The following is a 12719-nucleotide window of genomic DNA, read 5'->3' on the forward strand; positions in this document are numbered from 1 at the left end:
CAGGTCCCTGCGGCCCGTCAACTGCCAGATGACGTTTCGTAGCACGTGACGAGCGCGGCGGCACGCTTGCGCAGAGAAGTGCGCAACCACGGTGGGGTCAGCACCTCCGCGTCAGTGGCGAGCTGCCACATCGCCCACTCAGCATGTCTGGAATCCTGGAAGGTGACCTCCAGCCGCAGCACGCCATCGTGGTCCGCTTCCTCGCTGTGGACGGCCAGCGCGGTGCCGACCAGTTCCTCGCGCCGCGTCGGGTTCACCCGAACCTGCACGGTGACCAGATCGCCACCGGCGCGGAACTGCTCGCTGCGTTGCTGCCATGCCTGATCCAGATCGACCCGGGCCGGTCGCTGTGCGGGTTCGTCGAGCTCCTCGGCGGCCACGATCCGCGACAGTCGGTAGGTGCGGTCCGCGCCGGATCTCGTCGCGAGCAGATAGCCCTGGCGTCGGACGGTGACCAGGCCGATCGGGTCCACCGTGCGCCATTCGGCGGAATGGCCGACGGCCGCGTAGTTGATGCGCAGCTTGTGTCCGGCGAGCACTGCGCGCCGGACCTCGGTCACGATCGTGTCGGACAGGTCCTCGGTGTCCAGCCGCCGCGACAGGAGGTCGGTCTCCGGGTCGATGAGCAACCGCTCGGCCGCGTCGCTCGCGATCTCCCGATAGTTCTCGGGCAGCGCGTCGACCACCTTGAGCATGGCCGACGCGAGCGCCGAGCCGAGCCCGAAGGCCTGTGCGCCACGCCGTGATCCAGCGATCAGCAACGCCAGCGCCTCGTCGTGATTCAGCCCGGTGAGCTCGGTCCGGAACCCGGGCAGCAACGCGAAACCGCCGTGCCTGCCGCGTTCGGCGTAGACAGGGACGCCGGCGGTGGACAGCGCCTCGATGTCGCGCAGCACGGTGCGGGTGGACACCTCCAGCTCGCGCGCGAGAGTTTCGGCCGACAGCCGACCGTGGCGACGCAGCAGGAGCACCAGGGAGACCAACCGGTCAGCTCGCATGGGAAAAACTATGCCAGGAATACACGACACAGGATGTCGTGTATTCCTGGCAGGTTCATCGGCATGACGAACACCGAGCACGCACCCCGCCCGACCCACACCGTCGTCAACCCCGACGGCCTGCACGATCCGATTCCCTTCGGCTACAGCCACACCGCCGTCGTCCCCGCGGGAACGGAGCTAATTCTCGTCTCGGGTCAGTACGGCTCCCGACCCGACGGCGCGGTCGTCTCCCCGGACTTCACCGACCAGGTCGACCAGACCTTCCGCAACATCGCCACCGCACTGGCCGCCCACGGCCTCGACCTCGGCCACGTCGTCCAGCTCCGGACCTACGTCGTGCATCACGACGTCACCAAACTCGGCCCCATCGCCGCCGCTGTCCAGGCGAACTGGGGCACGACCCCACCCACTCAGACCCTCATCGGCGTCGCGAGCCTCGCCACTCCCGATGTGCTGTTCGAGGTCGAAGCCCTCGCCGCCCGCCCCTGATCCGTTCGGGTGCCGTAGCGCAGTGAGCGCGTGACACCTGCGGTCAGGAGCCGCCTCGTAGGCACGCGGCCGCCTACGAGGCGCGGGTGACCGGTCGCGCCCGCTCGAGGACATCGTGGGTCTGGGCGAGCAAATCGAGTAGGTCGAGAATCTCGGTCCGATCGAAGGCGGAGGTCACAGCTTCCATGGCGGGAGGACTTCCATTTCGGGCATCCGCGGATCCGCCGGTGCTGATTTCTGCGGGCCAGGAACTCGCTGTTCGGCAGCAGCCGCAACGACTCAGGCGAGAGTGTCCTCGATGGTCGACGCGGTAAGAATCTGGTCGGCCCAGCGATGCAGTTCGCCGGGGCTCGCCGCCCTGACCTGACGAATGGTCGATTCGGACAGTTCACCGAACTTACGCCCGAGCAGTCGGATCAGAAGATTGGCTTCACCCTTGGCTTCGCCTTCAGCGCGAAGCATCTCCCCGGTAGTCACAATGACCTCCTTCGCCCGCGGTTCGAGCCGCTCGATCAGCGGGTCGAAGTCCGACGGATCTGTTTCGCCGACAGTCATAATGTACGTCACCACAGCTTGCAGGTCACGGTCACCGTCCGGGCTTTCCGCCATGGCGGACAGGTCCGGAACCAGTGGCATCATCGTGATCCCCAGGTCTGTTCTGCCGGAGGCGTGGCGCTGAAGGAACAACATCACCCGTACCGCGGGCGTCAGTGGCCGCTTCTGTAGCTCGGCCAGGTCGACGCTCGCCATGTCGTCGAGAATGAACCGCATCCGCGGGACCACATCACCCAATGAATCCAGCAGCGGCACGGAGGCGGCGAACAGTTGCGAAAGCTCCGTCGGTGCCGCCCATCGATGCCCGCGCGGACTCGCATGGATCACCACCGGAACGACAATCGGCAGTGTTCGCGTCTTGGGGTATGCGTCGACATAGCGGGTCCAGATGTTGACCATGTACTCCATCAGTCGCAGCGGCATCAGATGGTCGCTGCTGCTCTGGTGTTCGATCAGCACGTAGATGATGGCGTCGTCGCCGTCGAGTTCGACCGAGAACGGCAGGTCGCTGTAACGCGACCGCAGTTGCGGTGAGACGTAACTACCCGGGAGCAAACGAAGGGTATTCCAGTTCGCCCGCTGCACAATGTGTTCGGGCAGGACAGCGCGTAATTCCGAGGCTGCGTTGACCGTTCGACCGAGAATGTGGCGCGCGAAGGCGTCGTGCGGGTTCGAGGGTTGCTCGGCCATAGCCATAACCTACTCTGCGACCGGCTCGGCGAGGGCGCGATCGTGGCCGGGTTACCCGGTCGGCAAGGCGGCGGTCAGGCGGTGCACGAGGGTGCGCATACTCGCGGCCAGTTCTGGCGAATTGTGTACGTGGAAGGGGACACCGAGGGTGGTCAGCTGGGTGGCAAGCCATGCAGGCTCGTCGTCTCGGGTGGCGGTGAGGCGGCACGTGGCGTCGTCGGCGGCGTGCAAGGTGTCCGGTTCTTCGCCGAGGCGGCCCGCGACGCGGCCGTGTGGTGCTTCGATGGTGACGTCGACGTGGTATTCGGTTGTGGCCCAGTCGGTTCGGCGGCCTGCGACGTAGTCGGCCGGGTCGGCGGCGGGGAGGTCGCGGGGGGTGGTGCGGGCGCCGGTGGGGTGGGGGGTTTCGATGCGGTCGGCTCGGTAGCTGCGCCAGGCGTCGCGGTCGAGATCGTAGGCGACGAGGTACCAGCGGCGGCCCGCAGCGACGACACCGGCGGGCTCGGTGTGGCGGCGGGATTCGGCGCCGGTGGCGTCACGGTAGGTGAAGCGCAGGCGTTCTCGGTTGGTGACAGCGGCGGCGAGGGTGGTGAGTACCTCGGGGTCGACGGTGGGGCCCTCGCCCGCGCGGACCGTGACCGCCGAACCGACCACGCGCACCCGTCTGCGCAGTTTCGCCGGCAGAACTTGCTCGAGCTTGGTCAAGGCCCGTACCGAGGCGTCCTCGATGCCCGCGACCGCCTGTCCCGCAGCGACTCTCAGCCCGACAGCCACCGCGACCGCCTCGTCCGCGTCGAGGATCAACGGCGGCAGCGCCGAACCTGCGGTGAGCCGGTACCCACCGGCCGCACCCATCGCCGCGACCACCGGGTAGCCCAGCTCGCGCAGCCGGTCGACATCGCGTCGCACGGTCCGGTCGGTGACGCCGAGCCGATCGGCCAGTTCGCTGCCGGGCCACTCCCGTGGCATCTGCAACAGGGAGAGCAAACGGAGCAGGCGGGCGGCGGTGTCGGTCATGTTCTCGATTCTGCCGGATATCTAGGACCGAAGTTGTCCTAGATGATTCGTAGCGTCGGAATCACACCGACACCGAGGAGTACCGATGAGCACCATTCGCCCGTTCCGCATCGACATCCCCCAGTCCGAGATCGACGACCTGCACGACCGGCTGAGCAGGGCGCGCTGGGCGGCTCAACTGCCGGGCGAAGGCTGGGAGCGCGGCATCCCAGCCGAGTACCTGCGCGAGCTCGCCCAGTACTGGGTGCACGAATTCGATTGGCGGGCACAAGAAGCCGCGCTGAATGCGTTTCCCCAGTTCATCACCGAGATCGACGGCCTCGACGTCCATTTCGTGCACGTTCGCTCCCCCGAGCCCGACGCGGTGCCGCTGCTGCTGACCCACGGCTGGCCCAACTCGTTCGTGGAGTTCACCCGCACCATCGGCCCACTCACCGATCCGCGCGCCCATGGCCTCGACCCCGCGCTCGCCTTCGACGTGGTGATCCCGTCCGTCCCCGGCTTCGCCTTCTCGGCGGCGCCGCGCGAAACCGGAATGACCACGGCACGGGTCGCCGCGATGTGGGCCACTCTGATGGACCGCCTCGGCTATGACCGCTACGGCGCGCAGGGCGGTGACCTCGGCGCCTACATCGCGCCGGAGATGGCGCTCGCCGCCCCGGAACACGTGATCGGCGTGCATCTCGACGGCGGGATCGGCATGCCGACCGAGGCAGACGTGCCCGCGATGTCGGCCGAGGATCGCGCGCAATGGGCGGAAATGCAGCAGTGGATGACCGGCGGCGTCGACCACCACGCCCTGTTGCGGGCGGCGCCGCAAACCTTCGCCCTCGGCTGGAACGATTCGCCGGTCGCACTGCTGGCATGGATGATGCAGAAGTTCCAGGAGTTCGCCTACATGGCCGACCGCGCCGAAGACGTGATCGAGCGCGACCACCTGCTGACCAACATCGCCCTGTACTGGTTCACCCAGACCACCGGCACCTCGTCCTGGCCCATGTACGACGGACTGCGCGACGGTGGCGGATTCAGTTGGCCCACCGACCAGAACCTGGTGCCGACCGGCGTCTACGGTGGCGGTTCACCGCTCATGCGCACCCTCGCCGACCGGGGCAACAAGATCACCCACTGGCCGACGGGAAATCCGGGCAACCATTTCGTCGCGATGGAGGAACCCGTCGCCCACGTCGCCGACATCCGGACATTCTTCGGCGCGCTGCGCTGAACTGTTCCGCTCTAGCGTTGGCTCGCGTCCGGTACCCGGGGCGGACACGGTGTGCCGGGCGCGGTGACCAACTCGAAATGCCACCACTCGTTGTCGAAGGTGCGGCACAGCCCCCACCGGTTGCCGTTGGCCTCGAGCCACTGCGCCCCCACCTGCGGGCCGACATCGACGGCGTGACCGGAGACATGGGTGGATTCCTCCGGCGGCAGCACCCAGCGGCGCGCTTCCTCGGGGCTGCCGTAGGTGGCGAGGCCGTCCTGCCAGAGCCATTGCTGCTGCTCGTAGGTGCGATGGCCGGAGGTGATCGACAGCGGCACATCCTCGGCATGGGCCTGCTGCTCGGCGAGGGTGTAGGCGGCGGCGAGCGGTGGGTCGAGGCCTTCGGTGCCCGCTGCCGATTGGAACTGTTCGCGCGGCTCGGGCTGGGCGCCGACGGTGCCGATGCCGACGGCGGTCACTGCGGCGGCGGCCGTCATCGTCACCAGGATCCGGTCGGCCGCGCGGCCGAGCACAGTTTTCATAGGCGGATTCTATCGACCCGACCGGTCGCCGAGACCGAGGCGCCACTGCTCGATCACCCGGCCGGTTTCGGTCTGCGGAGGTTCGTCGTAGAGCCATTCGCGGGCGAGCTGATGCCAGTTGGCGGTGGCGCGCAGCTGACCGAGGGTGGCGAAGGTGAACAGGTCGGCGCGGCGGGAGAACACATGCTCGGGCGGCAGCAGCTGTTTGTGCATGCCCTGGAAGTCCGACGAGCGCGGATCGATGGCGAGAAGCAGTGCGCCGGTCGCCAATTCGGGGGTGATCGTGACGGCCTCGTCGAGCAGGTGCCAGCCGGTGGCGGCCCAGACGTAGGCCAGACTCTCCTCCGCGGTGACCGCGGAATCGGGGTCGATGATCCCCCTACCCACCCACGCCGCGAACAGATCCTCGCCCCGGCCTTCCGCGGCTGCCCGCAGGACATCACGTTCGAATTCGACGTGGTCGGGGTCCATCTCCTTGTAGAGACCGAAGTCGACGAAGGCGAGTTTTCCGTCGGCGGCCAACAGCACATTGCCCGGATGCGGATCGCCACAGAACTCGTTGTCGGCGAACAGACCGGCGATATAGAAGCGATAGATCAGTTCACCGAGCCGGTCACGTTCGGCGGCGGGCAGGGTCTGGATATGCGAAAAGGGATGCCCCTCGACGAATTCGGTGACCAGCACGTTGTGCGTACAGAATTCCTCGATGCTGTCGGGCACGGTGATGAAGGGATGGCCACTATAGCGCTGCGCGACCCGATGCTGAGTTCGAGCCTCGCGCTCGTAGTCGAGTTCGCTGCGCAGATTGCTGGCGACCTCCTCCAGCACGCCCGTATCGGCCAAGCTCGGCAGCGCCGTTCTCGCCATCTTGGCGAGGAACTCGAGATTGCTGATATCGGCGTGGACGGCGCGCTCGACCCCGGGATACTTCACCTTGACCGCGACGACACGCCCGTCGTGCAGTCGTGCCCGGTGCACCTGGCCGATCGACGCCGCCGCGATCGCTGTCTCACCGAACTCGGCGAAGGTCCGAGACAAGGGACCGAGATCGTCCTCGAGCACCTGCCGCATCGTCGAGAACGGCATCGCGGGCGCCCGGTCCTGCAGGGCCGCGAGCTGGGCACGAAACTGCTCTCGATGGGCTTCGGGCACGAAGTCGAGATCGAGCACCGACCCCATCTGCCCGAGTTTCATCGCCGAGCCCTTCATGCTCCCCAGGACCGCGACGATCTGCTGGGCCTTCATCATCGCCGACCTCTCGGCCAGTACCTCCCGCGCCTCGTCGGTGCGGCCTATCATCGACAGCCGCCGCCCGACTTCCCGCATGGCCTGGCCGGCGGCGAACTGCCCCAACTTCGCGCTGCGCGTCACCCGCCCCCTCGGCACTGAACCGCTCGCCAATCCGCACCCCTGTCCGCCGTATGTCGGGCGTCACATTACACCGGGGTGACAGGCGTCGTCGGGCCCGCGAAACAGACGAAACCCCGGCACCCGCCGCAGCGGATACCGGGGTATCGGAGCCGGATGACTACACGCGTTCCTTGGAACGGGTGCGCACGCGCAGGGCGATGGGCTTGGAGGTCTCGGCGAAGAAGTCGTTGCCCTTGTCGTCGACGACGATGAACGCGGGGAAGTCTTCGACGTCGATCTTCCAGACGGCTTCCATGCCGAGTTCGGCGTATTCCAGGACCTCGACGTTCTTGATGCAGTCGAGGGCGAGGCGGGCGGCGGGGCCGCCGATGGAACCGAGGTAGAAGCCGCCGTGTTCGTGGCACGCCTTGGTGACCTGGGCCGAACGGTTGCCCTTGGCGAGCATGACCATGGAGCCGCCCGCGGCCTGGAACTGGTCGACGTAGGAGTCCATCCGACCGGCGGTGGTGGGGCCGAAGGAGCCCGAGGCATAGCCCTCGGGGGTCTTGGCCGGGCCCGCGTAGTAGACGGCCATGTCGCGCAGGTACTGCGGCATGGGTTCGCCCGCGTCGAGGCGTTCCTTGATCTTGGCGTGGGCGATGTCGCGGGCCACGACCAAGGGACCGGTCAGCGAAAGACGGGTCTTCACCGGGTATTTCGACAACTCGGCGCGGATCTCGTCCATCGGGCGATTGAGATCGATCTTCACCACGTCGCCACCGAGGATGTCGGCGGTCTGCTCCGGAAGGTACTGGGCCGGTTCGGTTTCCAGCTGCTCCAGGAAGATGCCGTCCTTGGTGATCTTGGCCAGCGCCTGGCGATCGGCCGAGCAGGACACGGCGATCGCGACGGGGCAGGACGCGCCGTGGCGAGGCAGGCGGACCACGCGCACGTCGTGGCAGAAGTACTTGCCGCCGAACTGCGCGCCGATGCCGAACTCCCGGGTGAGCTGGAAGACCTCTTCCTCGAGCTCGACGTCACGGAACGCGTGACCGGTGATCGAGCCCTCGGTGGGCAGGTTGTCCAGGTAGTGCGCCGAGGCGTATTTCGCTGTCTTCAAGGCGAATTCGGCGCTGGTACCGCCGATGACCACCGCGAGGTGGTACGGCGGGCAGGCCGCGGTGCCCAGCGAGCGGATCTTCTCGTCGAGGAACTCGAGCATGCGCTCGGGGTTCAGGACGGCCTTGGTCTCCTGGTACAGGAACGACTTGTTGGCCGAGCCGCCGCCCTTGGCCATGAACAGGAACTTGTACACCGGGTTGTCGGCGTCGCCCTCGGTCGAATACAGCTCGATCTGGGCGGGCAGGTTGGTGCCGGTGTTCTTCTCGTCCCACATGGTGATCGGGGCGAGCTGGGAGTAGCGCAGGTTCAGCTTGGTGTAGGCGTCGAAGATGCCGCGGCTGAGCCATTCGGCGTCGTCGACACCGGTGAGCACGCCCTCGCTCTTCTTGCCCATCACGATCGCGGTGCCGGTGTCCTGGCACATCGGCAGCACGCCGCCGGCGGAGATGTTGAGGTTCTTGAGCAGGTCGAGCGCGACGAAACGGTCGTTGCCCGAGGACTCGGGGTCGTCGATGATCTTGCGCAGCTGGCGCAGGTGCGCGGGCCGCAGATAGTGGCTGATGTCGTGGATCGCCGTCTCGGTCAGCAGCCGCAACGCCTCGGGCTCGACCTGCAAGAAGGTGCGCCCGTTGTGCTCGAAGGTGCTGACCCCCTCGCTGGTGAGCAGGCGGTAGGGCGTCTCGTCGGCGCCGATCGGAAGCAGATCGGAATAGCGGAACTCCGGCGCGGTCACGGATCGCACTCCTTCGGGCAGGGCGGGCACCGCAACACTGCGGAGCACCAGGCAGGGCTGGTCACAAAGCAATCCGCAGCCTAACGACCACCCACACCCGCACGGCGGTTAGGCAACCCTATGTGAGGTTCCTGACTGACCCTAACCAATATCGAGGTTGCACGTTCAACCCAAACGGTGCTACCCATTCTCCCGGGCGGTGGCGGGAGTGCACCGTTCAATCCGAAGCCTGCACCTTCAGAATCTGGAGCTCGATCGTGACCGATCCACAGTGGCTCGATGATGTCGAAATGCGTGCCTGGCTGGGCTATGTCCGGACCCGCGACCTGATCGCCGCGGCGATCGGACGTGACGCAGGCAGGGCAGCCAACCTGAGCTATGTCGAGTATTCCGTCATGGTCTATCTAGCCGACGCACCGGGCCAGCGGCTCACCTTCGCCGATCTGGCCTGCGCGCTCGAATGGTCGCAGAGCAGGCTCTCGCACCAGATCACCCGCATGCAGAAGCGCGGCCTGGTCTCACGCGAGACGATGCCGCACGACCAGCGCCGCACCGTGGCCAAGCTGACCCCGACCGGCGGACAACTACTCACCACGGCCGCGCCCGCGCATGTGCGCAGCGTGCGCAAACACATGATCGACGTGTTGGATCGCGACCAGCTCGCCACCCTCGCGGAGATCTACGACGTGCTCGTCGACCATCACCGCGGCGCGAAGGCCGACGACCCGGTCGGTCGCCTGCAAACCGCCGCGCCCGGCGAGGACTAGGACCCGGCGCTGCCGCCGCCCCCGCCGGAGGAATCGGGGCGGGTCTTGCCCAGACCACCGCGCGCGACGGTGCCGCCCTTGGTCGGTGCGCCGCGATCGAAGACCTCACCGGTGCTCGGGCGCAGGAAACTGCCCGCCGCCAGCGCGACGGCGACGCCGATCGCCGGGTACACGAAGGTATCGGTGTGCTGGTACCAGAAGCGCGAGTACCTGGCGCTCGCGGTGTCGCACTGATCGTCGGCCACCCGGACGTTGGTCGTCGTATCCACGCAGACCCCGACGGACGCCGGTTGGGCGGCGGCCGCGGTCGTGGTGGCCGTCCGGGACGTCGTCGTCGGGGGCTTCGAGGTGGTCGTGAGCGTGGCCGACGCCGCGCGCGGTGCCGGTTTCGGGGTGGCGGTGCCACATCCGGCCGAGACCAGTGCCACCGCCACCACGGCGGGCAGCGTGTAGGACACGCTGCGCGACATCATGATTCGCCGACGCGAACCCTTGATATCCGAAACCACACTCACGAAATCCCCCTCCGGCGGTGCTGCCCAACCGCCGATACTAACGAGACGCGGCGCCGCTGACGACCGTTGCGTCGGTCGTGAAATCCCGGTTGCCGGAGTCGTTTTGCCCCGAACCCACCCCCAACGCGCGCTCGAAACCGGCCGGGATCACGATGTCGTCGCGCGTCAGGTCGGTGATCGAGGTCTTGCGCAGACCCAGCAGCGCGGAATCGATGCCGCCGCGCAGGACGTCGAGTACGTTCTCGACACCGGCCTGACCGTTGGCCGCCAGACCCCAGAGGTACGCGCGCCCGATCAGCACCGCACGCGCACCGAGCGCCACCGCCTTCACGACATCGCTGCCGCGCCGGATGCCGCCGTCGAGGAGCACCTCGATCTGGTCGCCCACCGCGTCGGCGAGTACCGGCAGCGCGCGGATGGCGGCGGGGGTCCCGTCGAGGTTGTTGCCGCCGTGGTTGGACACCGAGATGCCCGCGACGCCCGCGTCGACGGCGCGCAAGGCGTCGTCCACCCGCATCACGCCCTTGAGCAGCACCGGACCGTCCCATTGCGCGCAGATCCAGGCGACATCGTCCCAGTCGGGCGCCGGTGTCTGCATCCATTCGCCGTAGGCGCCGAAGAACCCGGGCGCCGCGCCGCCGCCGACCGCCATATTGGGTGCGGTGAGGTCGGGAATGCTGCCCGAGCGCAGGTAGGTCGCGAGCCAGCGCGGGCGCGCGAGGGTCTGCGGCGCGAATTTCATCATCGTGCGCAGGTTCAGCGATTCCGGGATCACCGGGCTGCCCCAGTCGCGGCCGTGCGAGAAGGACCAGTCCAGGGTGAGGATCAGGCCCACCGCGCCCGCCTTCTTCGCCCTGGCCATCCGCTCGAGGATCTGGTCTCTGTTGCCACACCAGTACAGCTGGAACAGGGTCGACGGGTTGGCGGCGATGACCTCCTCGACGGGCTTGCTCGCGAAAGAACTGAGCCCCATGGCGATTCCGCGTGCCGCCGCGGCGCGCGCGACGGCGACCTCACCGTCGGGATGCACCGCCTGCACGCCGGTCGGCGAGATCAGCACCGGCATGGAGACCTGCTGGCCCAGCACCGTGGTCGATTGGTCACGTTCGCCGATCGGGCCCGCGCAGTGCGGGGCGAAACCGAGTTCGGTGAACGCGGTCTGATTGTCTTCGATGGTCTGTCCGCGTTCCGAACCCGCGATCAGCGCGCCGTAGACCGATTTCGGCAGGCGCTTGCGGGCGCGCCGTTGCGCCTCGGCAACGGTCTCGAACCAGGGATTCATCGGGGTCCTTCCTCATGATCCTGCGGCCACCATCGGCGCAGGTCTTCCAGCAATGCGGTCGTGGCGACCCGCAACAGATCGGCGCCTTCGTCGGCACTCGATCCGGTGGGGTCGCCGAGGATTCCATTGGGACTGGCTGCCCGCACTCCGCCCGCGCGCAGCAGCGGCAGCAGTTCGGCCAGCGGGCGGCAGTCCCCCGGCTCGGCCAGTTCGGTGCGCACCAGCTCGGGACTCAGCGCGAGCTGGATCGAGGTTTCGGTGCGCCCGGCGTGCGGGTCGCCGCCGTAGCCGGGCGAGAACACCCGCACGTCGCGCGACTCCGACCGCAGCAAGGCGACGGCTCGGCGCAGCGTTTCCACATTGCCGCCGTGCCCGTTGACCAGCACGATTCGTGAGAACGTGTCCGTCGCGGAGCGACACAGTTCGACGACGAGCAGTTCCAGCGCCGCCTGCCCGATCGACAAGGTGCCCGCGAACCCCGCGTGCTCGCCGCTTGCCCCGTAGGCCACGGCGGGCGCGATGAGCACGTCGGGACGCTCGGCGGCGGCTCGCAGGCACACCGCCGAGGCGATATCGCTGTCGGTCGACAGGGGCAGATGCGGGCCGTGCTGCTCGGTCGCACCGAGCGGAATGACCAGGATCACTCCCTCGGCGGCGCGCACACCTGCCTCGGGCGATGTGAGGTGCGCCACGAACATGGCGCCAACATTAACGTCAGTCACTGACATAATCAATAGCTCGTGCAGGTCGAAAGCTCCCCGAGTCCCTATCCTGTATCCATGTCCGCCCCGCCGCCGCGCGCACCGATGTCGATTCCGAAGCCGTCGGGGCACCGCGGGCGTCCGCCGCGCACCACCCGTCGCGAGCTGGAGGTGATCGCGATGAAGCTGTTCGCCGAATACGGGTTCGACGACGTCACCGTCGAACGCATCGCCGCCGAGGCCGGGGTGAGCGAGCGCACCTTCTTCCGCTACTTCCCCACCAAGGCCGAGGTGCTGTGGCACCAGTTCGACAACGAGGTCGACGACCTTCGCGCCGCGTTCGCCGCCGTCCCGGCCGACGAGCCGATGATGGCGGCGGTCCGCCGAATCGTGGTGGCGGCCAACAGATATCGCGCCGAGGACATCCCCGAGTTGCGCACCAGGATGCGGCTGGTGTCCGGGGTCCCCGCCCTCTCGGCGGGCGCGGGGGCACACTACGACGCGTGGGAGCACGCCGTCGGCGAGTTCGCCGCGAGCCGCCTCGGGGCGGGTGCGGGCGACCTGATCCCCCTCGCCATCGGGCGCACCACCCTGGCCGCCGCGCGTGCCGCGTTCGACGCGTGGCTCGAGCGCGGTGATACCGACCTCACCGTGTATCTGGATCAGGCGCTGCGCGCACTGGAACGCGGGTTCGCCCCGGAATAGCCGGGCGCGCCACGTTTGGGCAGCACCAGGAAGGGGGTATGAGTAG

Annotated in this window: 13 protein-coding genes; 4 read left to right on the forward strand and 9 right to left on the reverse strand. The window is 67.8% G+C overall.

The features are described 5' to 3' along the window. Positions 1–17: 17 nt before the first annotated feature. Positions 18–998, reverse strand: coding sequence for a helix-turn-helix transcriptional regulator (locus ASD42_RS03300; protein WP_056809968.1), 981 nt, complete (start codon positions 996–998; stop codon positions 18–20). A gap of 63 nt (positions 999–1061) precedes the next feature. Between ASD42_RS03300 and ASD42_RS03305 the strand changes: the two genes are divergently transcribed. Further along, positions 1062–1490, forward strand: coding sequence for a RidA family protein (locus ASD42_RS03305; RefSeq protein ID WP_056809970.1), 429 nt, complete (start codon positions 1062–1064; stop codon positions 1488–1490). 279 nt (positions 1491–1769) lie between these two features. Here ASD42_RS03305 and ASD42_RS03310 read toward each other — a convergent pair whose 3' ends face one another. Continuing rightward, the gene (locus ASD42_RS03310; protein ID WP_084503610.1) at positions 1770–2741 is read right to left on the reverse strand and encodes an Rpn family recombination-promoting nuclease/putative transposase; all 972 of its coding nucleotides are present in this window, start codon (positions 2739–2741) and stop codon (positions 1770–1772) included. A 45-nt stretch (positions 2742–2786) separates the two neighbouring features. Continuing rightward, a complete protein-coding gene (locus ASD42_RS03315; protein WP_056809974.1) occupies positions 2787–3752 on the reverse strand; it encodes a helix-turn-helix transcriptional regulator in 966 nt (321 codons plus the stop codon). Positions 3753–3837: 85 nt separating this feature from the next. Between ASD42_RS03315 and ASD42_RS03320 the strand changes: the two genes are divergently transcribed. Further along, on the forward strand, positions 3838–4977 hold the full coding sequence (locus ASD42_RS03320; RefSeq protein ID WP_056809976.1) for an epoxide hydrolase family protein: 1140 nt from the start codon (positions 3838–3840) through the stop codon (positions 4975–4977). Positions 4978–4988: 11 nt separating this feature from the next. Here ASD42_RS03320 and ASD42_RS03325 read toward each other — a convergent pair whose 3' ends face one another. The 3 genes from ASD42_RS03325 to ASD42_RS03335 all read right to left on the reverse strand — a co-directional run bounded on the left by ASD42_RS03325 (position 4989) and on the right by ASD42_RS03335 (position 8703). Then, positions 4989–5498 (reverse strand): M15 family metallopeptidase, encoded by a 510-nt coding sequence (locus ASD42_RS03325; RefSeq protein ID WP_235569292.1) that lies wholly within the window; start codon positions 5496–5498, stop codon positions 4989–4991. 9 nt (positions 5499–5507) lie between these two features. Beyond that, complete coding sequence (locus ASD42_RS03330; protein ID WP_439956279.1) at positions 5508–6869, reverse strand: ABC1 kinase family protein; 1362 nt, start codon at positions 6867–6869, stop codon at positions 5508–5510. A gap of 157 nt (positions 6870–7026) precedes the next feature. Beyond that, positions 7027–8703 (reverse strand): fumarate hydratase, encoded by a 1677-nt coding sequence (locus tag ASD42_RS03335; protein ID WP_174552038.1) that lies wholly within the window; start codon positions 8701–8703, stop codon positions 7027–7029. Between the two features lie 257 nt (positions 8704–8960). Here ASD42_RS03335 and ASD42_RS03340 point away from each other — a divergent pair, with 257 nt between their 5' ends. Further along, on the forward strand, positions 8961–9470 hold the full coding sequence (locus tag ASD42_RS03340) for a MarR family winged helix-turn-helix transcriptional regulator (protein ID WP_056809980.1): 510 nt from the start codon (positions 8961–8963) through the stop codon (positions 9468–9470). On the opposite strand, the gene ASD42_RS03345 is transcribed toward ASD42_RS03340, so the two are convergent. The 3 genes from ASD42_RS03345 to mftE are packed head-to-tail and all read right to left on the reverse strand — an operon-like array spanning position 9467 to position 11965. After that, the gene (locus ASD42_RS03345) at positions 9467–9985 is read right to left on the reverse strand and encodes a hypothetical protein (protein ID WP_056809982.1); all 519 of its coding nucleotides are present in this window, start codon (positions 9983–9985) and stop codon (positions 9467–9469) included. The two genes, ASD42_RS03340 and ASD42_RS03345, sit on opposite strands and share 4 nt — an antisense overlap. Positions 9986–10022: 37 nt before the next feature. After that, entirely contained in the window at positions 10023–11267 is a 1245-nt protein-coding gene (gene mftD, locus ASD42_RS03350) for a pre-mycofactocin synthase MftD (RefSeq protein WP_056809984.1), read from the reverse strand. After that, positions 11264–11965: a mycofactocin biosynthesis peptidyl-dipeptidase MftE gene (gene mftE, locus ASD42_RS03355; protein WP_056809986.1), complete on the reverse strand. Its 702-nt coding sequence runs from the start codon at positions 11963–11965 to the stop codon at positions 11264–11266. The genes mftD and mftE overlap by 4 nt, the downstream gene beginning before the upstream one ends. Positions 11966–12046: 81 nt before the next feature. On the opposite strand from mftE, the gene mftR reads away from it, so the two are divergent. Next, positions 12047–12673 carry a mycofactocin system transcriptional regulator gene (gene mftR / locus ASD42_RS03360; RefSeq protein WP_235569293.1) on the forward strand — a complete coding sequence of 209 codons (627 nt, stop codon included), beginning with the start codon at positions 12047–12049 and terminating at the stop codon, positions 12671–12673. Positions 12674–12719 lie beyond the last annotated feature (46 nt).

The organism is Nocardia sp. Root136, from assembly GCF_001427185.1.
Classification (GTDB): Bacteria; Actinomycetota; Actinomycetes; order Mycobacteriales; family Mycobacteriaceae; genus Nocardia; species Nocardia salmonicida.

What these genes read in the sequence shown, in the direction of transcription:
- ASD42_RS03300 (WP_056809968.1), bottom strand. Translation starts at nt 998, where the DNA reads ATGCGAGCTGACCGGTTGGTCTCCCTGGTGCTCCTGCTGCGTCGCCAC.
- ASD42_RS03305 (WP_056809970.1), top strand. Translation starts at nt 1,062, where the DNA reads ATGACGAACACCGAGCACGCACCCCGCCCGACCCACACCGTCGTCAAC.
- ASD42_RS03310 (WP_084503610.1), bottom strand. Translation starts at nt 2,741, where the DNA reads ATGGCTATGGCCGAGCAACCCTCGAACCCGCACGACGCCTTCGCGCGC.
- ASD42_RS03315 (WP_056809974.1), bottom strand. Translation starts at nt 3,752, where the DNA reads ATGACCGACACCGCCGCCCGCCTGCTCCGTTTGCTCTCCCTGTTGCAG.
- ASD42_RS03320 (WP_056809976.1), top strand. Translation starts at nt 3,838, where the DNA reads ATGAGCACCATTCGCCCGTTCCGCATCGACATCCCCCAGTCCGAGATC.
- ASD42_RS03325 (WP_235569292.1), bottom strand. Translation starts at nt 5,498, where the DNA reads ATGAAAACTGTGCTCGGCCGCGCGGCCGACCGGATCCTGGTGACGATG.
- mftD (WP_056809984.1), bottom strand. Translation starts at nt 11,267, where the DNA reads ATGAATCCCTGGTTCGAGACCGTTGCCGAGGCGCAACGGCGCGCCCGC.
- mftE (WP_056809986.1), bottom strand. Translation starts at nt 11,965, where the DNA reads ATGTTCGTGGCGCACCTCACATCGCCCGAGGCAGGTGTGCGCGCCGCC.
- mftR (WP_235569293.1), top strand. Translation starts at nt 12,047, where the DNA reads ATGTCCGCCCCGCCGCCGCGCGCACCGATGTCGATTCCGAAGCCGTCG.